Source organism: Corynebacterium freneyi (assembly GCF_030408835.1).
GTDB lineage: Bacteria > Actinomycetota > Actinomycetes > Mycobacteriales > Mycobacteriaceae > Corynebacterium > Corynebacterium freneyi.
This window is the reverse complement of record NZ_CP047357.1, coordinates 568,513-589,856: the sequence shown is the minus strand read 5'-3', so window position 1 is coordinate 589,856 and position 21,344 is coordinate 568,513. Positions and strand designations below refer to the sequence as shown.

19 protein-coding genes are annotated in these 21,344 nt (G+C 68.8%); 2 read left to right on the top strand and 17 right to left on the bottom strand.

All coding sequences use genetic code 11. The annotated features are described in order from the left end of the window. Position 1 precedes the first annotated feature (1 nt). From CFREN_RS02530 to CFREN_RS02520, 3 genes are read right to left on the bottom strand one after another with little or no spacing between them, the layout of a single operon-like run. Positions 2–997 (bottom strand): hypothetical protein, encoded by a 996-nt coding sequence (locus CFREN_RS02530; protein ID WP_209654082.1) that lies wholly within the window; start codon positions 995–997, stop codon positions 2–4. Between the two features lie 24 nt (positions 998–1,021). Further along, entirely contained in the window at positions 1,022–2,401 is a 1,380-nt protein-coding gene (locus CFREN_RS02525; RefSeq protein WP_209654084.1) for a phosphomannomutase/phosphoglucomutase, read from the bottom strand. A 52-nt stretch (positions 2,402–2,453) separates the two neighbouring features. Then, positions 2,454–2,846 (bottom strand): DUF3499 domain-containing protein, encoded by a 393-nt coding sequence (locus CFREN_RS02520; RefSeq protein ID WP_035122927.1) that lies wholly within the window; start codon positions 2,844–2,846, stop codon positions 2,454–2,456. 152 nt (positions 2,847–2,998) lie between these two features. Here CFREN_RS02520 and CFREN_RS02515 point away from each other — a divergent pair, with 152 nt between their 5' ends. Further along, positions 2,999–3,457, top strand: a complete 459-nt coding sequence (locus tag CFREN_RS02515; protein WP_209654086.1) for a metallopeptidase family protein — start codon at positions 2,999–3,001, stop codon at positions 3,455–3,457. 78 nt (positions 3,458–3,535) lie between these two features. Here CFREN_RS02515 and CFREN_RS02510 read toward each other — a convergent pair whose 3' ends face one another. The 5 genes from CFREN_RS02510 to rfbD all read right to left on the bottom strand — a co-directional run bounded on the left by CFREN_RS02510 (position 3,536) and on the right by rfbD (position 9,485). After that, positions 3,536–3,901, bottom strand: a complete 366-nt coding sequence (locus CFREN_RS02510) for a WhiB family transcriptional regulator (protein ID WP_035122941.1) — start codon at positions 3,899–3,901, stop codon at positions 3,536–3,538. A 225-nt stretch (positions 3,902–4,126) separates the two neighbouring features. Continuing rightward, positions 4,127–5,239: a mannose-1-phosphate guanylyltransferase gene (manB, locus tag CFREN_RS02505; RefSeq protein WP_070519775.1), complete on the bottom strand. Its 1,113-nt coding sequence runs from the start codon at positions 5,237–5,239 to the stop codon at positions 4,127–4,129. An 83-nt stretch (positions 5,240–5,322) separates the two neighbouring features. Further along, on the bottom strand, positions 5,323–6,309 hold the full coding sequence (locus tag CFREN_RS02500; RefSeq protein WP_246580165.1) for a glycosyltransferase family 2 protein: 987 nt from the start codon (positions 6,307–6,309) through the stop codon (positions 5,323–5,325). 213 nt (positions 6,310–6,522) lie between these two features. Then, positions 6,523–8,301, bottom strand: coding sequence for an HNH endonuclease signature motif containing protein (locus CFREN_RS02495; RefSeq protein ID WP_209654088.1), 1,779 nt, complete (start codon positions 8,299–8,301; stop codon positions 6,523–6,525). Positions 8,302–8,549: 248 nt separating this feature from the next. Continuing rightward, positions 8,550–9,485: a dTDP-4-dehydrorhamnose reductase gene (gene rfbD / locus CFREN_RS02490; protein WP_209654090.1), complete on the bottom strand. Its 936-nt coding sequence runs from the start codon at positions 9,483–9,485 to the stop codon at positions 8,550–8,552. A gap of 224 nt (positions 9,486–9,709) precedes the next feature. On the opposite strand from rfbD, the gene CFREN_RS02485 reads away from it, so the two are divergent. After that, on the top strand, positions 9,710–11,203 hold the full coding sequence (locus CFREN_RS02485; protein WP_209654093.1) for an LCP family protein: 1,494 nt from the start codon (positions 9,710–9,712) through the stop codon (positions 11,201–11,203). Positions 11,204–11,228: 25 nt separating this feature from the next. Here CFREN_RS02485 and CFREN_RS02480 read toward each other — a convergent pair whose 3' ends face one another. From CFREN_RS02480 to CFREN_RS02440, 9 genes are all read right to left on the bottom strand, one after another. Then, on the bottom strand, positions 11,229–12,953 hold the full coding sequence (locus CFREN_RS02480) for an AMP-binding protein (protein ID WP_209654095.1): 1,725 nt from the start codon (positions 12,951–12,953) through the stop codon (positions 11,229–11,231). 65 nt (positions 12,954–13,018) lie between these two features. Next, the gene (locus CFREN_RS02475) at positions 13,019–14,038 is read right to left on the bottom strand and encodes an HpcH/HpaI aldolase/citrate lyase family protein (RefSeq protein WP_209654097.1); all 1,020 of its coding nucleotides are present in this window, start codon (positions 14,036–14,038) and stop codon (positions 13,019–13,021) included. Positions 14,039–14,123: 85 nt separating this feature from the next. Next, positions 14,124–15,332 (bottom strand): acetyl-CoA C-acetyltransferase, encoded by a 1,209-nt coding sequence (locus CFREN_RS02470; protein WP_209654099.1) that lies wholly within the window; start codon positions 15,330–15,332, stop codon positions 14,124–14,126. Positions 15,333–15,513: 181 nt separating this feature from the next. Then, a complete protein-coding gene (locus CFREN_RS02465) occupies positions 15,514–16,173 on the bottom strand; it encodes a 3-oxoacid CoA-transferase subunit B (protein WP_035123097.1) in 660 nt (219 codons plus the stop codon). 1 nt (position 16,174) lies between these two features. Further along, positions 16,175–16,921: a CoA transferase subunit A gene (locus CFREN_RS02460; protein WP_070519450.1), complete on the bottom strand. Its 747-nt coding sequence runs from the start codon at positions 16,919–16,921 to the stop codon at positions 16,175–16,177. A gap of 5 nt (positions 16,922–16,926) precedes the next feature. Continuing rightward, positions 16,927–18,624 (bottom strand): AMP-binding protein, encoded by a 1,698-nt coding sequence (locus tag CFREN_RS02455; protein ID WP_070519451.1) that lies wholly within the window; start codon positions 18,622–18,624, stop codon positions 16,927–16,929. A gap of 66 nt (positions 18,625–18,690) precedes the next feature. After that, positions 18,691–19,548 (bottom strand): HpcH/HpaI aldolase/citrate lyase family protein, encoded by an 858-nt coding sequence (locus tag CFREN_RS02450; RefSeq protein WP_070519464.1) that lies wholly within the window; start codon positions 19,546–19,548, stop codon positions 18,691–18,693. A gap of 2 nt (positions 19,549–19,550) precedes the next feature. Further along, positions 19,551–20,117, bottom strand: coding sequence for a MaoC family dehydratase (locus CFREN_RS02445; RefSeq protein WP_083291171.1), 567 nt, complete (start codon positions 20,115–20,117; stop codon positions 19,551–19,553). Positions 20,118–20,131: 14 nt separating this feature from the next. Next, positions 20,132–21,292: an acyl-CoA dehydrogenase family protein gene (locus CFREN_RS02440; RefSeq protein WP_070519452.1), complete on the bottom strand. Its 1,161-nt coding sequence runs from the start codon at positions 21,290–21,292 to the stop codon at positions 20,132–20,134. Between the last annotated feature and the right edge of the window lie 52 nt (positions 21,293–21,344).

The window sequence follows — 21,344 nt, the reverse complement described above, 5'->3', positions numbered from 1 at the left end:
GTCATCCCTCCTCAGGTACATAAGCCGCCGCCGCAGCCACGCGGGCCGCGGTGACGCAGACGTCCACCAACGGATGGCGGACCTCGACCTCCTCGGCGGGGCATTCCACGCGGGCCCACTCGAAGGGCTCCAGACGCGCACGAACGGCCGGCGCGTCGGCCGGGGAAGTCACGGCAATGACGCTCAAGGGTAACATCCGGCCTCCGTCGACCGGACCATCGATCAGCGGGTCATGGAAGAGATCGTCGAGCGCGGCCGCCGGCGACGGAGCCAACGCCCCCGACGCGCGCAGCATGTCCGACACCGTCGTGCCATGCGCCGGCAACCCCGCATCGAGCAACCACGCCGCCGCGAGCTCCGCCACCGTGCGCCACACGTCTCCCTCTCCGGCGACGACGACCGAATGCCCGCGCATCCACTCCGCCCACTGGCGGGCCGGATTGACCAGCAGATCACGATCCGGGGCGCAGGCGACGGCCTCCGCATCCACGGCATCGGCGACGTCGTCGAGCACCGCCGCCGGCCCCAACGCGGTGACCCGGGCCGCGGTGAGCGCACCCAGCACCGCCCCCACGTACCCGCAAAACGACCCCACCGCCGACATCGCGGGGCGGGGCACCACGACCGTGCGCGGCGACGCCGCCGCCCGCACCGGCCCCTCCCCCGGATCGACGAGCACCGTCGCCGCGCCGCGCCGATCCGCCTCGGCGAGCACCTCGGCGATGGGGTCGCCCGGATCGTCGGTGAGCACGAACACCAAATCCAGCGCCCCCACGAACCGCGGCAACGACCGGGCGATGGTGATCGGCGCCCGCGCATCGGCGGCCAACGCGATGACCGCTTCCGCCGCCAGCCTGGCCCGCGACTCGTTGGTGATCAACACGACCGCGCGGGGTTCCGGCAGATCGTCGAAAAGCCCATCGGCGGCGGCCGACGCCGCGGCGCGGAGGTGCGCCCCCTCGGCGGCGGCGGTCAACGTCAGACTATGCGGATCCATGCCCCCAGCATGCCGGAAAACGGGTCAGGAGCGGATGATCGACAGCACCTCGTCGACGATCGCGTCGACCTCCTCGCGCGTCGGGGCCTCGACGTTGAGGCGCAGCAGCGGCTCCGTGTTGGAGGCCCGGACGTTGAACCAGGCCTTCGAATCCTTCAGGCCGATGGTCAGGCCGTCGACCCAGTCATGCTCGCGGGTGCGGGCGGCGAAGACCTCGGAGATCTTCTCCTGCTTCTCCAGCTGCTCCGCGGCCGACCCCAGACGGGAGTTGATCTCGCCGGACTGCTCGTAGCGGTCGAACTCCGCCATGAACTCGCTCAGCGGCTTGTCCTGCTCCGCCAACGCCGCCAGAACGTGCAGGGCGGCGAGCATGCCGGAGTCGGCGTTCCAAAACTCGCGGAAGTAGTAGTGCGCGGAATGCTCGCCACCGAAGACGGCGGAGGTTTCCGCCATCCGCGCCTTGATGAACGAATGGCCCACGCGGGTGCGCACGGGGATGCCGCCGGCCTCGATGATCATCTCCGGAACGACGGCCGAGGTGATCAGGTTGTGGATGATCACCGCCCCCGGATCGTCGGCGAGGTACCGGGTGGCGATGAGCGCGCAAATCGCCGACGGCGACACCGGGTCGCCCTTCTCGTCGACGACGAAGCAGCGGTCGGCGTCGCCGTCGAAGGCCAGGCCGATGTCGGCGCCCTGTTCGACGGTGAACTTCTGCAGGTCCACCAGGTTCGCCGGTTCCAGCGGGTTGGCCTCGTGGTTGGGGAAGTTGCCGTCGAGCTCGAAGTACAGGTCGCGGACGTCGCACACGTCGCCGAGGACGGCCGGGGCGGTCAGGCCCGCCATGCCGTTGCCCGCGTCGACGGCGACGGTGAGCTTCCGGCCGGAGTCCAGGTCGACCAGGCCGCGCAGGAAGTCGGCGTAACCGGCCAGTACGTCGCGCTCGGAGATCTCGCCGGCCTCGCCGTCGTAGTCCGGCACCCCCGTCACCAGAAGGTCCTTGATTTCGCCGAGGCCGGATTCCTGGCCCACGGGGCGCGCGCCGGCGCGGCACAGCTTGATGCCGTTGTACTCGGCCGGGTTGTGCGACGCGGTGAACATCGCTCCGGGGCAGTCGAGGGTGCCGGAGACGTAGTACAGCTCGTCGGTCGAGGTCAGCCCGAGCATGACCACGTCGACGCCCTGCCCCGCCGCGCCTTCCGCGAACGCGCGGGACAGTCCAGGGGAGGAGTCGCGCATGTCGTGTCCGACGGCGATGCGCTGCGCCCCCTCGCGGCGCATCAGCAGACCGAAGGCCGCTCCGGCGTCGCGCATGAGTTCTTCGTCGATGCCCTCGCCCACCACGCCGCGAACGTCGTAAGCCTTGATCACGGCGTCGATGGCCGCCCGGCTGCGCTTGGTCACTTGTGCCGTCCTCGCTCCTTGTTCGATTCTCCGTCGGAGCGGAATGTTACCCCTACTCGTCGTCGGGGTCCGGCACCACGTGCAAGTGGGTGCGCGCGGAGCGGCGCGAAGGGTGGCGGGCCGGGTCGACCTGCGACCAGCGGGGCTCGCCTTCGTCGCGCAGGACGAGGCCGGTGGCCTGGCGTCCGGCTTCGCGGACGGCCTCGGCCAGGGCGGTGAGGTCGTCGTCATCGGCGTGTTCGCCGGGGAGGTCGTAGCGCACCAGCTCCCAGCCGAGCGGTGCTGTGATGGACTGCGCGTGTCGTTCGCACAGGTCCCAGCTGTGGGGCTCGCTGGCGGCGGCCAGCGGCCCGACGACGGCGGTGGACTCGGAATAGGCGTAGGTCAGGGTGGCGATGGCGGGCTTGCCGCACCCCGGCCTGCAGCAGCGGCGGAATTGACTCACGCCCGAAAGTCTAGACCCTGGGTTGAGGTTCAGGTAGCCGAGGCCCCGGATTTCCCGTTTCGCGGGGCTTTTCGGGGCGTTGCGTGGCTTTGCGACGGCCCGCCGGAGCGCCTTCGACCCGCTTGCCCACGGCGGCCATAGACTTGGCGCCCATGAACGTCTCCCGTCGCATCGAGCGCCGCGGCCGCGGCCCGCGCGGCCCCCTCCTCCCACCGGAGGTCCCGCGGTGGCGCAGCCGCAGCGAGGCGTTCGACCAGGCCGTGCTCGACGCCTACGCGCCCATCGAGGCCCGGTGGCACGATCAGCTCATCCACCTCGACATCGCCGTCGACACCGTGCCGCTCATGCACCTCCACCCCGGCGCCCTGCTTCCCGACGAAATCGCCGCCGACGGGCCGATCCCCCTCGGCAGGCTCATCCCCGCCGGGGTGGACCGCCTGGGCCGTCCGACGCGCCCCCGCATCGTGGTGTTCCGCCGGCCCGTCGAAAAGCGCGCGCCGACGCCCGCCGACCTGAACGACGTGCTTCGCAACGTCCTCGCCCGCCTCGTCGCGGTGCACCTCAACGTCGACCCCTCCGTCGTCGACCCGGGGTACGACGACAACTTCTAGGTGGCTGGGCCGGGCACGAAAAGTCCGGGCACGAAAAAAAGACCCGGCGAACACCGGGTCTTCTTGGCGGATTCGCGCCTAACCGATCTGCTTTTTCAGGCGGCGGCGCTCACGCTCGGACAGGCCGCCCCAGATGCCGAAGCGCTCGTCGTTGGCGAGGGCGAACTCGAGGCACTCGTCGCGTACGCCGCAGGCGCGGCAGATGCGCTTGGCTTCGCGGGTGGAGCCGCCCTTCTCGGGGAAGAACGCCTCGGGATCGGTCTGGGCGCACAGCGCCTGCTCCTGCCAATCCTCGTCGACCGCGTCAAACAGCCCGGTCAGGTCGTCGGCCCAATCCACCAACGGGCGGGGTTGCTCGACTGCCGTCGTTTCGTGCACCTGGGACTCCCCCACGCTCGAATCCCGTCCCACGGCACGTCCGCCGAACACGGTGGATTCATCCATGCGGGCCTCCTGCCAGGTCAACGGGGTGGAAATTCGGTCTGGCGACGCGGGCCCGGCTCGGGTCCTCCCGCAATCACACACTTGTGATTACACACGTGAAACCCCATGAAGGTCAAGCGGTCGGGATAATTCACCGCGAAAACTCAGGAAGCGCCCTGGAGCCGGTCCCCCCGGCGTGGGGGATGAAGCCCGGGTTGAGACTTCACCCCCGTTCAGTGATCCGCGTCACACATCGGTGGAGAAACGCACTCCACCGTCGGGAAGCACGACCCCGGGCCACACTCGGGCCCCGGAAATGAGCTCGCAACGCGCTCCGACGTCGGCACCTTCGCCGATGACCGCGTCGCGGATGACGCACCGGGGCCCGATCGTCGCGCCGGCCGCGATGATGGACCGCTCGATCACCGCACCCGCGCCGATCTTCGCACCGTCGAACACGACCGTCTGGTCCAGACGCGCTCCGGCCCCGATCTCGGCGCCGCGGCCGACGACTGTGCCGCCGTACAGCAGCGCCCCACCGCCGAGGGAGGCGGAATCGTCGACGAGCGACTCGCCGTGACGCCCCTGCAGCAGCGGCGACGGCGCAATGCCGCGCACCAGGTCCGACGACCCGCGCACGAAGTCCGCCGGGGTGCCCATGTCACGCCAGTACGCGTAGTCGACGTACCCGTACACCCGGCGCCCGTTGTCCAGCAGCGAGGGGAAGATCTCGCGCTCGACGCTGATGGCGCGGCCGGCGGGGATCTTCCCGATGAGGTCACGTCGGAACACGTAGCAGCCGGCGTTGATCTGGTCGGTCGGCGGATCCTGGGTCTTTTCCAGGAACTCCAGGACACGACCGTCGTCGTCGGTGGGGACGCATCCGAAGGCGCGCGGGTCCGGGACGCGGACCAGGTGCATGGTCACGTCGGCGTTCTTCTCGGCGTGGGTCGCCAGAATCGCCCGCAGGTCCGTGCCGCCGAGCACGTCGCCGTTGAACACCATGACGGTGTCGTGCCGCAGGCGATCGTAGACGTTGCGGATGCCGCCGCCGGTGCCCAGCGGCTCGTCCTCCACCACGTACTCGATCTCGAGGCCCAGGTCGGAGCCGTCGCCGAAGTGCTCCTCGAACACTTCCGCCTTGTACGACGTCCCCAGCACCACGTGCGTCATGCCGGCCGCCTTGATGCGCCCGAGCAGGTGCTCCAGGAACGGCACGCCGGCGGTGGGCAGCATCGGCTTCGGGGTGCCGACGGTCAGCGGCCGCAGGCGAGTGCCCTGCCCGCCGACGAGGATCACCGCGTCGGTGTTCGCCGCCAGTTCGGCCGCGTCCGTGGTGGACGTGTCATGGGTGGTCATGGTTGAAGGATTCCTCCCGGGTTTCGCTTTACGACGGTCGTCGCAAAGCAATCATGTGTGCCGACGCTCGAGGGGCCTGGGGGTCACCCGGCGTCCGCGCTCGCCTGCAGCTCTGCCTTCTGCCTACGCTTCTTCACGGCCAAAATGATGGTGCCACGCAGCGAGAGGCCGATTTTCAGCGCCCACCGCACCGGCGCCAGCCAGGGGCCGGGCAGACGGTCGGACATGAATCGGTAGGCCGAATCGTGGTGCGCGCGGACCGTGATCTCCGGGTGCGACGACGCCGAATGCCCCTGCGCATGGCGGATCACCGCGCCGGGGCAGAAGATGTTGCGCCAGCCCGCCCGGCCGAGGCGGTCGCCGAGGTCGACGTCCTCCATGTACATGAAGTAGCGGTCGTCGAAACCCCCGATGGAGTCGAAGGCGTCCCACTTCAGCAGCAGGCAGGAGCCCGACAGCCAGCCGGCGTCGCGTTCGCGGGACATGTCGGCGTCGTCGCGGTAGCGGCGGGAAAACGGATTCGACGGCCAGATGTCCGCCAGCAACGCGTGGCCGATGCCGCCGACCAGGTCCGGCACCGCCCGGGCCGAGGGGTAGGCGGAGCCGTCGGCCTCGCGGATGAGCGGGCCGATGGCGCCGGCGCGGGGATTGCGGGCCGCGCAGGCAAGCATCGCGTCGATGGCTCCGTCGTCGAAGATGACGTCGGGGTTGACCAGCAGCACGTAGTCGCCGCGGATGCGGCCGGCGTCGCGCATCTTCGCCAGTTCGGCGATGCCGATGTTCGCGGCTTTGCCGTAGCCGAGGTTGCCGCCGGTGCGCAGGAAGATCGCATCGTTGACGCCGCCGGTGCGGCCTTCTTCTTCGGCGCGGTCAACCTCGGCTTCGGGGGCGCCGTCCTTGGAGCCGTTGTCGGCCATGATCAAGACGGTGCCGGCGGTTGTCGCCCCGGGCAGCGAGTCGACGAGCGCCCGGAGGTGCTCGCCGGGCGAGTACGTGACGGTGACGACGCCCAGGGGCAGGCCGGACTCCGCGCCCGCCCCGGAATCCGCCCGGTTCGTCGTCTCGTTCACGCCGTCACGTCCTTCGCTTCGCCTGGATTGATTGGATTCGGCCTGCCTTGGCCGACTTTCTTCGCATAAACACTAGGACACCACCCGTCCGGTTCCACCCCGCCACTCCGGCAGGGTGTTCCGCCTCGACGGGCCGCGGGATTGGGCTCACCGTTGATCGGGTTTCGTTCAAGCGGCCTGCCCTCAGGACTGGATGCGCTGGAAGGGCTTCTCTCAGAAGGGAATTCCGGGTCGCGGCCCCAGCGGCTTCGGCGGCTGCGGCACGCGGTGGGCATCCACATCAGCCCGACACCACCCAAACCCCTCCTCACGCCTACGCCTGGCCACCCGCGCCGAGACCTGCTGCCGCGACCACACCACATCATCGACACACGGCCACCCATCATCAGCCGCGACCACCAACCCACCGGCCTGTTGCCGCACATCCGGGTCACCGGAATTAAGCGGCCCGGCAACGAAATCAGCCAACTCCTCCTCGTACCGTCTGGTCTGACGGGCATGTGTGCGCAGTGCGGCATCGATATCGGCCTGCTCCATCGCCGCCTGCCTGTCGGCTTCGGCTTTCATCCGCCGCAGATTATCCCCGTGAATCGTCGACGCCCGACGGGTGGCCCGCTGCGAAAACGTCTGCCGGCCGATATGGGCAATCGGACCATGAGCCACCGTGGTGGCAAACACATGTCCGGCATGGTCGACCCACGTCACCGACCCATCGGCATGCATCACCGCACGCCAATGCTTCGAGGTCTTCAAGTTGTGGTGGCGCTGGCACAAGCACTGCAGATTCCACGTCGCCGTCACACCCAACCCATAACCACTGCCGCCACCGTCACCGTCACCGCCGCCACCGTCACCGTCACTGGTGGTGTGGGTGGGGTCGTAGTCGACGACATGGTCGATCTGACATCGATGCGCCGGCACATCACACCCCGGGAACCGACACTGACCATCACGGCCACGCACCCGCGCCTTCTGTGCGTCGGTGGGCACATACCCACCGGTGACCGAGTCCGACGACAACCGAACAGTCGCCGCCCGGGACAGCCACGCCTTGGTCAGGTACTTCGGCAACCAGCCGGCACCGTCGAGCCACACCTGCACATCGCCCTCATCAGCAGTGCCGGTGCCGGTGTTTGCGTTGGCAGTGCCGGTGGTGTTGGCGGTGCTGGTGCCAGTGCCGGAGGTGTTGGTGGCGCCGGTAGTGCTGTTGGCGGTGCCGGCGGTGTTGGTGCCGTCGACGTAGACGTTCATCGTCACCGACACCCCCTCACCGCCACCGCGACACAACGCCATAAGAGCATCGGGCAAAGAACACTCGTTGCCGTCGTTGGCCTTCGCATCCCTAATCGCCCGCACGGTGGCGTCGAACTCGGCGAGACGGTCTTTGCGCAACACCACGATCAACTGCCCGAAATCACCAGCTCCCTCATTGTCGACCCCGTACGACTCACCGACAATCGGCCTCGGTTCATCGTCGGGTGGGGTCGACACCGGTTCGATGGCTTCGACGATGCGGCGCAACTCCCGGGCGAAGACCCTCGGTCCGGGCAGGGCCTGGAAGTCCTTCCTCGGACACAGGTAGGCGACGAACTTGTCTTCCACCGCGGCGAGATTGTCGTCGGATACCGCGGCAATGGCCGCGGCAATCGTGGCCAGGCGTTCATGCGGCCACGCCCCCGACCGGCATACGCCCAACACTTTGGGCATGCGGCGCAGCATCACCCCGACGTCGCAGTATCGGGCGGCTTTGCCACGTGACAGTCCCAGGCGCGTGGCCACGCAGGCGAGGTGGGAGTCGACGTCGTCGTCACCATCGGGGGTAACTGCAAGGCAGATGTCGATGTCGACGAGGTTGCGCCGCCGGGCGAGGTTGCTCACCGGCTCATCGCGTTCGGTGGCCCACCGCTTCCGCGCAGGTGGCGGCTCGGTGTCGTGATGATCGTGATCGTGATGGTCGTGGTGGTTGTTGGTTGCGTCATGGTCGAATGCCATGTCGATTCCCCCGGCGCTGGATGCGCGTGTCGAAAGTGACTGTGTCGCGTGATCGCTGCTGCTGATCTGCCCCGATGCGGTGGCCTCCCCCGGCCCCGCCGTCACCATTCATCATACAAGTGTTCGAGTCACTTTCTTCGAACGTGGGGTAACGATTCGGGCTCGTTTCGCCCCACCGTTCACATGTGCATCAGGGCGCATGCGTACCCGCCGCCGTCGTCAAGAAAAAACGCCCAGCCAAGCAAGCCCTATTCGACCATGCCCAACGCGCGGCGCAAGCCATCGCGCCAATCCGGCAGGGGCACGAAACCGGCGTCAACCCACGCGGAACCGTCGAGCACGGACCAAGCGGGACGCTTCGCGGGCCGCGGAAACTCCGCCGACGTGCACGGACGCACACGCTCGGGCTGCCCGGCCACGAGCGCGAACACCTCCGACGCCACGTCGTGCCACGTCGCCGCGCCGGCCCCCGTCACGTGGAACACGCCCTCGACCGGCCGCAACGCCAACCGCCACAGGGCATCGGCGAGATCGTCGACGAACGTCGGATTCCCGTGTTGGTCGTCGACGACGTCGATGTCGCCGCCGCGCTCCTCGAGCCGCAGCATCGTCGACACGAAGTCGGACGCCTTCGGCTGCGTCGGACCGGAAAACACCCACGCCGTCCGCACGATCGCGGCCCGCGCACCGCTGTCCGCCACGGCCCGCTCCCCCGCCAACTTCGTGCGCCCGTACGCGGTGTCGGGCGCCACGGGATCGTCCGCGCGCAGGGGCCTCCGCCCACCCGCGCCATCGTCGCCCGTGCCGCCGCCGTACACGTAATCCGTGGACACGTGAATGAAAAAGGCCCCCTCCCGCGCACACCGCCGCGCCAACAACCCCGGCGCCACCGCGTTGACCCGATGCGCCGCAGCCTCCCCCTCGGGCGTCTCGGCACCATCGACATCCGTCCACGCGGCCGCATTGACCACCACATCCACGCCCCGCAACGCCGGATGCGCCATCACCGCCGCCTCATCCGCGACATCCAGATCCTCCCGCTCCAGCCACGTCACCTCGACCCCGGCCGGCTCGCGCCGCAGCAACGCCGTGCCCAGCTGCCCCGCCGACCCCACCACCGCAACCCGCACGGCGGCTCCGTTTCCCCCCACTTCATGGGCTTTTCCGGCGCGTGGTTCGGTCATCGGCAGTCCGTTTCATTATCGTTGGGACGACTGAGTCGTCGCAAAGCACGAATCCTGCTTTACGACGCCCACCTGACGGCACCCACGGTAGTGCAACCGGAGCAGCCGGAAACGCCCGCGTGAGGGAAGGAACCAACTTGAGCGCACGCACACCCCAATCGAGGCACGCCCGGGACATCCAGGCGCCGCCCACGCAGGGCCGCGACGTCCGCCAGGCTGTTCCGATGCCGCTGAGGTCCCTGCTGATCCTCCTGTCCGTGCTGTGCCTGACCGTCTCCGCCGTCGGCTGGTGGACCGTCGGCCGCGCCGCCGGCGGCCTCGGATCCGGCGGCGACTTCTCCCTCGGCAAGGAAAAGGACGGCGCCACCGACATCCTCCTCGTCGGCTCCGACTCCCGCACGGACGCCCAGGGCAACCCCCTGACGCAGGAGGAGATCGACATGCTCCGCGCCGGCGACGAAGAGGCGACGAACACCGACACCATCATCGTCATCCGCGTCCCCAACGACGGGTCCTCCGCCACCGCGATCTCCATCCCCCGCGACACGTACATCAGCACCGCGGACGGCAACAAGAAGATCAACGGCGTCTACGGCGACATGAAGCTCAGCACCGCCGAACGCCTGTCCGCCGAAGGCGAATCGCCCGAAACCGTGGAAAAGCGGTCCACCGAAGCCGGCCGCCAGGCGCTGATCACCGCCGTCGCCGACCTCACCGGCGTCACCGTCGACCACTACGCCGAAGTCGGCCTGCTCGGCTTCGTGCTGCTCACCGACGCCATCGGGGGCGTCGACGTATGCCTCAACAACGACGTCTACGACGAATACTCCGGCGCCGACTTCCACGCCGGACGGCAGACCCTCTCCGGCCCCGACGCCCTGAGCTTCGTGCGCCAGCGCCACGGCCTGCCCCGCGGCGACCTCGACCGCATCACCCGCCAGCAGGCGTTCATGGCGTCATTCGCCAACAAGCTGCTGTCCGCCGGCACCCTGTCCAACCCCGCCAAGCTCAACGAACTCGGCGGCGCCGTCCAACGTTCCGTCGTCCTCGACAACGGCTGGGACGTCATGGGCTTCGCCACCCAGATGCAGGGCCTGACCGGCGGCAACGTCAAGTTCGAGACCATCCCCGTCACGTCCATCGACGGCGTCGGCGACTACGGCGAATCCGTGGTCACCGTGGACAAGGGCCAGGTGCACCGGTACTTCGACGAACTGCTCGGCGACAAGGAAGAAGAAGCCGCCGCCGAAGACGACAAGCCGCGCGACCACGACCCCGCCGACTACACCGTCAGCGTGTACAACGCCACCGGCATCGAAGGCCTCGCCTCCCGCGCCGCCGCCGTGCTCACCGAGAAGGGCTACGTCGAGGGCACCGTCGCCAACGCCGAATTCGCCGGCGTCGCCATCAGCCAGGTCAACACCGCCGACCCCGACGACCCGGCCGCCGCCGCGATCGCCGAGGCGCTCGGCGGCCTGCCGGTCGTCCACGACACCACCATGGAGCCCGGCACCATCTCGGTGACCGTCGCCGGCGACTACGCGGGCCCCGGCCTTTACGAGGACGGTTCCGGCGCCGTCCCCGAGGACGACGCCGTCGAGGAGGCCGCCGACGACGGCTCCACCGGTGAAGTCGTCGGCCAGGAGGGCATGGCCCCCGAAGAGGACCTCAGCCAGCACATCGACGCCGGCGGCGACGGCGTCATGTGCGTGAACTGACCCCCGCCCGCCCCGGCCCCGGAGATCAGACCCAGTTGAGGATCTTCGGGGCCATTTCGCGCATTTCCACCTTGCGGACCTTGCCGGAGGCGGTCATCGGGAACGAATCCGTGACGTGGACGTAGCGCGGGATCTTGTGGCGGGCGAGCTTGCCCTGCGCGAACTCGCGCAGCTTGTCGACGGTCAGCGTCTCCGCTCCCTCGTGGAGGATGATCCAGGCCATGATCTCCTCGCCGTACTTGTCGTCTGGCACGCCGATGACCTGCGCATCGACGATGTCCGGATGCGTGAACAGGAACTCCTCGATCTCGCGCGGGTAGATGTTCTCGCCGCCGCGGATGAGCATGTCCTTGATCCGCCCGGTGATGGACAGGTAGCCCTCGTCGTCGAGGACGCCGAGATCGCCCGTGCGCATCCAACCATCCGGGTCGACGGCCTCGGCGGTCTTCTCCGGGTGGCGCCAGTACTCCTTCATCACCGCGTAGCCGCGCACCAGAATCTCGCCCTGCTCGCCGCGCGGCACCGTTTCGCCGGTCGCCTGGTCGATGACCTTCGCCTCCAGGTGCGGCATGATCTGACCGACGGTGTGCACGCGCTTTTCCAGCGGCGAGTCGCCCCGCGTCTGGAAGCTGCACGGCGACGTTTCGGTCATGCCGTAGCAAATGGCGATTTCCTTCATGTTGAGCTTGTCCATCACCTCGGACATCGTCTTCGACGGGCAGGACGTGCCGCCCATGATGCCGGTGCGCAGCGACGAGAAGTCGTAGGGGCTGCCGTACTCCTCGTGGTCGTGGGCCTCCTCCAGTTCGGTGATGAACATCGTCGGCACGCCGTACAGGGACGTGGCTTTCTCGGAGTGGACGGCCTTGAGCACGTCGCGGGCCTGGAACACCGGGCCGGCGATGATGAGGGCGGCGCCGCGGCTCAGCGTCGCGATGATGCCCAGCACCATGCCGAAGGTGTGGAAGAACGGAATCGGCACCACGACCCGGTCGTTTTCGTCGTAGGCGAGGAGGGTGGCCGTCTGGTTGGCGTTGTTGAGCAGGTTGCGGTGCGTCAGCGTCGCGCCCTTGGGGAAGCCGGTGGTGCCGGAGGTGAACTGGATGTTCACCGGGTCCGTGGCCTCGACCTCGGCGATCGCGGCGTCGAGGTCGGACCGGTCGCCGTTGACGTCGCGGCCCAGGATCTCCTTCCACTGCTCCGAGCCGAAGTAGATGACCTCCCGCAGGTCCACGCCGCGCTGCTTCGACGCCTCGATGAGCATGGTGCGGTAGTCGGAGTCCTTGTAGCGGCGGGCGGCGAACACGCAGGTGACGCCGGCCTTCTCCAGGACGTAGTTCAGTTCGCTCTGTCGGTAGGCGGGGTTGATGTTGACCAGGATGAGGCCCAGGCGGTGGCACGCGTAGGACACGATGGGCCATTCCCAGCGGTTGGTGGACCAGATGCCCACGCGGTCGCCCCGGTGCAGGCCGCAGCGCAGCAGGGCGGCCGCGAGGCGGTCGACCTTGTCGCCGAACTCCCGGTACGTCAGACGCACGTCGGCGAAGACGTCGACGATCGCCTCCCGGTCCGGGAAACGTTCGATCTGGGCGACGAGGTTGTCCCCCAGCGTTTCGGATCGCAGCGGAGCCGCCCCCTGATCCACGCCGGCGCCGAGGACGTGCGACAGCAGGCGGCCCTCGGCGTCGATCACATCCTTCCCGAAAGGCGCGGGCCTGGTGAGGATTTCGGCGGTCGTCGCAGTCGTCATCGATGCTCTCCTGGGTCGATTGAGGTGACGACCAAGATCCTAATTTGATTCCGCGCACAAAATCATCAGTTAAGCCGGATTAATTTTTTATCAAAATTATGGGTGCCCCCGGCTCGCGCAGCGATGATCGCAGCCTGCCTGACGACGGGGGCGTCGATCATCTCCCCGTCGAGTTGGAAGGCTCCGACGTTGTCCGCGGCGCGCTCGAGGATGCGGCGGGCCCGGTCGAGTTCTTCGTCGGAGGGGCGGTAGGCGCGGCGAACCGCATCGACCATCGCCGGGTGAATGCACGCGGTGCCCGCGAACCCGCAGCCGGCGGCGTCGAGGGCCTCGAGGTACTGGCCCTTCTCGTCGCGGAAGTCGACGTGAACGGCATCGATGGCGGCGATGCCGTTGGCGGCGGCGTGGAGAACCATCATCGTCCGGGCCAACTGCTGCGGGGCCCGGTACGGGCGGGCGCCGGCGTCGGCTGGGATACCCGCGGCCTCGGCCTCGGCGGCGGTGATGCGCGACGACGTGCCGCCCAACTCGGCGGCGAGATCCTCGGCGCCCCAGAACATGCCGACGACGTCCGGGTGGGACGCGATGGCGCCGATGTTGAGGATCGCCTCGGGCGTTTCGATCATCGCGATGATCTTCAGCCCGGCGAGCTCCTCCGGAATGCGGTCACGGACCTTCGGCAGCATGACGACGTCATACGGGCCCTCCTGCGCCAACCGGGCATCGCCGGCGAACGTCGGGGCATCCGGGCCCGTCACTCGCAGGATCGTGCGCGCGGGATCCAGCGGATTGTCCAGGATGTTGCGCCGCGCGGCCTCGTGGCCGTCCAGGGCGGCGCCATCTTCCAAATCAACGATGACCACGTCGGACCGCTCCGCGGCCTTGGCGAAACGCTCCGGCCGATCCGCCGGCGCGAACAACAGGGCGGGGCCGACGGGCAACCAGGCCGGGGCCGACGCCGACGAAGCCGAAGGGGCCGAAGAGGACGTAGCCGGAGACGGGGACTGAGGCCGGGACTGGGGCCGGGGCTGAGCCTGCGACTCCGCCGACTCGGGGCCGCGGGCATCACTGGGGACGGTGTTCATGCCACCGAAACTACCGTCGGGCCCGTCACGGGGAGGCGGAGGCGTCGTCACGCACCTCCCCCGAACCGCCTCCCCCGAGCGCGATCTAGTCGCGGTACAGCAGCAGGGCGTCGCCCTGGCCACCACCGCCGCACAGCGACACGCCGGCCTTGCCGGAACCGCGGCGCGCCAGCTCCATCGCCGCCGTCAGCGTCAGACGGGCACCCGAGCAACCGATCGGGTGACCCAGCGCAATGGCGCCACCGTGGATGTTGCACTTCTCCAGCGGGTAATCCAGGTCGCGCAGCGACTTCACGGCGACGGCGCCGAAAGCCTCGTTGATCTCGATGAAGTCGAGGTCCGAGGCCTCCCAGCCGGCCAGACGCAGGGCCTCGGCCAGCGAGTCCGACGGCTGCGCGTGCAGGCTGTTGTCCGGGCCGGCGGTCTGCCCCGCCTTGCCCACGACCGCCAGGTAATCCAGGCCTCGTTCCTCCGCCCAGCCACGACGGGCCAGGACCAGCGCCGCCGCACCATCGGAGATCGGCGAGGAGTTGCCGGCGGTGATCGTGCCGCCCTCCTTCATGAACACCGCGCGCAGCTTCGACAGCGACTCGACGGTGGTGTCCGGACGGATGCCCTGGTCCGCGTCGACCACGATCGGGTCACCCTTGCGCTGCGGAATCTCGATCGGGGCGATCTCCTCGGCGAGAATGCCGTCGGCCTGCGCCTTCGCGGCGCGCTGGTGCGACAGGGCCGCGACCTCGTCCTGATCGGCGCGGGAAATGCCCAGGTCCGCGTTCGGGCCGTCGGTCAGCGTGCCCATGGACACGCAGTCGTAGGAGTCGACCAGGCCGTCGAGCTCCAGCGCATCCTCCAGCTTCAGCGCACCGTAGGACTTGCCCTTGCGCACGCCGCGGGCGATGTGCGGGGCGTTGGTCATCGACTCCTGGCCGCCGGCGACGACGACGTCGACCTCGCCCAGGCGGATCATGCGGGCGGCGTGGATCACCGCGTCGAGGCCCGACAGGCAGACCTTCGCCACGATCTCGGCGGGCACGGTCCACGGCAGGCCGGCCTTGATCGCCGTCTGGCGGGCCGGGTTCTGGCCGGCGCCGGCGAGGATGACCTGGCCGAGCACGACGCGGCCGACGTCCTCCGGCTTGATGCCAGCGCGCTCGACGGCGGCGCGGACGGCGTGGGCCCCGAGATCGACGGAGGTCAGATCGGCCAGCTGGCCGAGCATCTTGCCCTGCGGGGTACGGGCGCCGGCGAGGATGACGACGTCGTCGGCGTTCGGGGTGGTGTTTCCGGTCATGGTGTTCGTCTCTCCCTGTGCAGCCGCGCGGGGGCGGCATGGACGGCGGCGAACCCGGTGGATTCGCCGCACGGTTCAATTGGTCGTGCGCTCGGTTAATGGAGCCTAGTGGTTTTCCGCGCCGCCGGGCCGGAATTGCGCGACGGGGAGCCACCCTCGGGTGGTGCCCCGCCGCGGCCGACTAATCCTCCAGGTCCACGACGTACGCCGCCGCGGTGTTGTTCTCGATGTCGGCCAGCGTCACGCCCGGGGCCAGGCGCCGCAGAACCAGGTGGTCGTCGGCGACGTCGAAGCTGCCCAAGTCGGTGATGATGCGCTTGACCACCTTCGCGCCGGTCAGCGGCAGATCGCACTCCTTGACCAGCTTCGGCGAACCGTCGCGGGCCACGTGGTCGGTGAGCACCACCACGCGCGGGGTGCCGGCGACGAGGTCCATCGCGCCGCCCATGCCCTTGACCATCTTCCCCGGGATCATCCAGTTGGCCAGGTCACCGGACTCGGACACCTGCATGGCGCCGAGGACGGCCATCTTCACGTGACCGCCGCGGATCATGCCGAAGCTCGTCGCCGAGTCGAACACGGCCGCACCCGGCACGAGCGTCACGGTCTGCTTGCCGGCGTTGATGAGGTCGGCGTCCTCCTCCCCCTCGTACGGGAAGGGGCCCATGCCGAGGATGCCGTTCTCGCTCTGCAGCAGCACGCGCACACCATCGGGGATGTGGTTGGCCACCAGCGTCGGGATGCCGATGCCCAGGTTCACGTAGTCTCCGTCGGCGAGCTCCGCCGCCGCCATCGCGGCCATCTCATCGCGGGTCCACCCGCGCTTTTCCTCGTGGGTCATGTCAGATCTCCTCCCCCGCCGCGGCGGCGGCCGGATCGGGCGCGGTCTCCCGCGGCCGGGTGGTTCGCTTCTCGATGGGCTTCTCGCGGTCGCTCGCCCGGACGATGTGGTCGATGAACACGCCGGCGGTCATGACCGAATCGGGCTCGATGGCGCCGCGCTCGACGAGCTGCTCGACCTGGGCGACGGTGACCTTGCCGGAGGCGGCGCACAGCGGATTGAAGTTCTGCGCCGTGGACCGGTAGACGAGGTTGCCGTCGACGTCGCCGCGCCAGGCGTGGACCAGGGCCAGGTCGGCGACGATGCCGCGCTCCTGGACGTAGGTGCGGCCGTCGAATTCGGCGTGGGGCTTGCCCTCGGCGACGAGGGTGCCGACGCCGGTGGCGGTGTAGAACGCGGGGATGCCCGCACCGCCGGCGCGCAGCCGCTCGGCCAGGGTGCCCTGCGGCGTGAACTCCACCTCGAGTTCGCCGTCGAGGTACTGCCGGGCGAAGAGCTTGTTCTCGCCGACGTAACTGGCGATGACCTTGGTGACCTGGTGGTTTTCCAGCAGGATGCCCAGTCCCTGCCCGTCGACGCCCATGTTGTTGGACACGATGGTCAGGTCCTTGGCGCCGGAGTCGCGCAGGCCCTCGATGAGGTCGAAGGGCACGCCGCACAGGCCGAAGCCTCCGACGGCGATGGTCATGCCGTCCTCGGCCAGGCCGGCGACGAGCTCGCGGATCGACGTTTCGGTGTTCTTGGACATTCGGATCACACCCATCCCAGCAGCTTCGGCGCCATTTCGCGCATCTCGACCTTGCGGACCTTGCCCGAGGCGGTCATCGGGAACGAATCGGTGACGTGGACGTAGCGCGGGATCTTGTGGCGCGACAGCTTGCCCTGCGCGAACTCGGCGATCTGGTCGGCGGTGAGGTCGGCGTTCTCGTCGTGGAGGATGACCCAGGCCATGATCTCCTCGCCGTACTTGTCGTCCGGAACGCCGATGACCTGCGCATCGACGATGTCCGGGTGGGTGAACAGGAACTCCTCGATCTCGCGCGGGTAAATGTTCTCGCCGCCGCGGATGAGCATGTCCTTGATTCGCCCGGTGATGGACAGGTACCCCTCGTCGTCGAGGACGCCCAGGTCGCCGGTGTGCATCCAGCCGTCTTCGTCGATGGCCTCGGCGGTCTTCTCCGGGTGGTGCCAGTACTCCTTCATCACGGAGTAGCCGCGGACGACGACCTCGCCCTGCTCGCCGCGCGGCAGCGTTTCGCCGGTGTCCTCGTCGATGACGCGGGCCTCCAGGTGCGGCATGATCTGGCCGACGGTGTTGACGCGCTTGTCCAGCGGCGAGTCCTTGCGGGTCTGGAAACTGACCGGCGACGTTTCGGTCATGCCGTAGCAAATGGCGATCTCGGACATGTTCAGCTTGTCCATGACGTCGCGCATCGTCTTCGACGGGCAGGACGTGCCGGCCATGACGCCGGTGCGCAGGGTCGACAGGTCGTAGGGGCTGCCGTACTCCTCGTGGTCGTGGGCCTCCTCCAGTTCGGTGATGAACATCGTCGGCACGCCGTACAGGGACGTGGCCTTGGCGGAGTGGACGGCCTTGAGGGTTTCGCGGGCCTTGAAGCTGGGCGCCGGGATGATGATCGCGCCGCCGTGGCTGAAGGTGGCGAACGTGCCGATGACCATGCCGAAGGTGTGGAAGAACGGCACGGGCAGGCAGACGCGGTCCTTCTCGGTGTAGCCGAGCAGCTCGCCGATGAAGTAGCCGTTGTTGAGCAGGTTGCGGTGCGTCAGCGTCGCGCCCTTGGGGAAGCCGGTGGTGCCGGAGGTGAACTGGATGTTGATGGGGTCGTCGGGGTGCAGGTCGGCGGTGTACTCCGACAGGTCGTCGATGTCGCCGTGCATGCGCTCGTACCAGTCCGCGGAGCCGAAGTAGATGACCTTGTCCAGCTTGACGCCGCGCTGCTTCGACGCCTCGATGAGCATGGTGCGGTAGTCGGAGTCCTTGTAACGGCGGGCGGCGAAGACGCAGCGGACGCCGGCCTTTTCCAGGACGTAGTTGAGTTCGTGCTGGCGGTAGGCGGGGTTGATGTTGACCAGGATGAGGCCCAGGTGGTGGCAGGCGTACTGGACGACGGTCCATTCCCAGCGGTTGGTGGACCAGATGCCGATGCGGTCGCCCTTGCGGTAGCCGGCGCGGACGAAGGAGGTGGCCAGGCGGAGGACGCGGTTGTAGAACCGCTCGTAGGTGAAGGACACGTCGGCGTAGACGTCGACGATGCACTCGCGGGAGGGGTGCTTTTCGACGATCGCCTTGAGGTTTTCGCCGAGGGTTTCGGAGCGCAGCGGGGCGGCGCCCTGGTCGACGTCGGCGCCGATGACGTGCGACATCTTGTTGCCGTCGTCGTCTACGACGTCTTTGCCGTAGGGGGCGGGGATGGTCTTGAGCTGGGACATCGGGTTCTCCTGGAGTTCTGTGCCGCGGGGGCGGAAAACTACGTGGGTGGTGGAAGGTTTCGTGCTTTACGACGTCTGCGTGGCGGTCGCTTCGGCGCGTCGGGCGATGGCTTCGGCTTGGCGGAACAGCGGGGCGTCGACCATGCGGCCCTCGAAGCTGAACGCTCCCCCGTCGTCGCGGGCGGCGGCGAGCAGGCGTCGGGCCCAGTCGGCTTCTTCGTCGGTGGGGCGGTAGGCGTCCCGGATGACGGCGACCTGCGAGGGGTGGATGCACACGGTGGCCGCGTAGCCGAGGGCCGCGGCGTCGGTGGCTTCGGCGCGGAGGCCGTCGACGTCGGCGATGTCGACGTGGACGGAATCCAGCGCGGCGCGGCCGAAGGCGGCGGCGGCCAATTGGGTGCGGGCGCGGGCGTGACGGGCGACGTCGCGGTAGGTGCCGGGGGCGTCCTCGCCCTCGCCGAAGCGGGAGGCCGTGCCGCCGAGACCGGCGGTGAGGTCCTCGGCGCCCCAGAACAGGGCCACCGCATTGTCGGCGGAGGCGACGTCGTCGGCGCGCAGGACGCCCAGGGGCGTCTCGATGAGCGCGATGACGCGATGCCCGGCCAGCGACTCCACCGCCGCGGCGGACTCCGCCTTCGGCAACATGATCAGGTCGTAGCGCAGGTCGGCGAGCATCTCCAGGTCGGCGGCGTGCTCCGGCGAATCGACCGGGTTGATGCGGACGATGACCCGCTCCGGGTCCAGGTCGCCGGCCTGCTCCGACTCGATGATCGCCCGGCGCGCCTCGGCCCGGTTCTCCGGACGGCAGCCGTCCTCCAGGTCGAGGATGACCATGTCCGCACGTTCGGCGGCCTTGGTGAAACGATCCGGCCGGTCAGCCGGCACGAAGAGGATCGCGGGGCCGGCGGGAATCCAGTTGTCCATGATCACGCCGCCCCGTCGTCAAGCGAACCGTCCCCGGACGCGGCCGGGTCGCACTGCACGAGCGTGGCGCGCACCGCCCGGCACACGACGTCGCCGTTCTGGTTGCGGCCGATGTGCTCCAACTGCACGATGCCCTGCCCCGGACGGGACGCGGACACCCGCTTGGACACGCACTTCGTCTCGGCGTAGAGCGTGTCGCCGTGGAACATCGGCTTCGGGAAGGACACCTCGGTGAAGCCCAGGTTCGCCACGATGGTGCCCAGCGTCAGCTGCGACACCGACAGGCCCACCACGGTCGACAGGGTCCACATCGAGTTGACCAGCCGCTTGCCGCCGAAGCCCGGCTGCTGCGACGACCAGTGGGCGTCGAGATGCAACGGTTGGGTGTTCATGGTCAGCGTGGTGAACAGGACGTCATCGGTCTCGGTGACGGTGCGGCCGGGCCGGTGCAGATAGCGGGCGCCCTCCTCGTACTCCTCGAACCAGAGTCCGCGCTGGACGATGCCCGGGTGCTCCGCGTCGTTCGGGCCGGCGGCGCCGGCGTTGGCGGTGTTGGCGGTGTCGGTCATCGGTTCACCTCCCCTTACAGGCCCAGTCCGCGGGCGATGAGCATCAGCTGCACCTCGGTGGTGCCCTCGCCGATCTCGAGGATCTTGGAGTCGCGGTAGTGGCGCGAGACGCGGTACTCGTTCATGAAGCCGTAGCCGCCGTGGATCTGCGTGGCGTCGCGGGCGTTGTCCATCGCGGCCTCCGAGGAGATGAGCTTGGCCAGGTAGGCCTCGCGACGGAACTCCTGGCCCTTGACCATCTTCGCCGCGGCGTCGTACCAGGCCATGCGGGCGGCGTGGGCGCGGGCCTCCATGCGGGCGATCTTGAAGGAAATCGCCTGGTACTCGGCGATGGCGCGGCCCATCGACTGACGCTCCTTGGCGTACTTCACCGACTCGTCGACGCAGCCCTGCGCGGCGCCCGTGGCCAGCGCGGCGATGGCGACGCGGCCCTCGGCCAACGTGGACAGGAAGTTGGCGAAGCCGCGGCCGCGCACGCCCAGGAGGTTCTCCTGCGGGACGCGGACGTCGGTGAACGTCAGCGGGTGGGTGTCGGAGGCGTTCCAGCCGACCTTGTCGTACGCCGGCTCGACGACGAAGCCCTCGGTGCCCGACGGCACGATGATCGTGGAGATCTCCTTCTTGCCGTTGTCGTTCTGGCCCGTCACTGCGGTGACCGTGACCAGCGACGTGATGTCGGTGCCGGAGTTGGTGATGAACTGCTTGGCGCCGTTGATGACGAAGTCGTCGCCGTCCTCGCGGGCGGTGGTGCGGGTCGCGCCCGCGTCGGAGCCGGCGTCCGGCTCGGTCAGGCCGAAGCCCGCCAGCGCCTTGCCCGCCGTGAGGTCCGGCAGCCACTTCTGCTTCTGCTCCTCGTTGCCGAAGTGGTAGATCGGCGAAGCACCGAGGCCGACGCCGGCCTCGAGGGTGATGGCCACCGACTGGTCGACCTTCGCCAGCTCCTCCAACGCGATGCCCAGCGACAGGTAGTCGCCGCCCATGCCGCCGTACTCCTCGGAGAAGGGCAGGCCGAACAGGCCCATCTCGCCCATCTGCGCGACGATCTCGTAGGGGAACGTGTGGTTGCGGTCGTGCTCGTAGGCGACGGGGTCGACGACCTCGTTGGCGAACTGGCGGACGACGGACTGGAGCTCGCGGTACTCGGCGGGCAGATCGGCGGTGTTGACGTCGGTCATGGTGACTCCTTGGTTTCTTTCGCGGGTTTCTTTCGCGGCCCGTCGGGGCGGG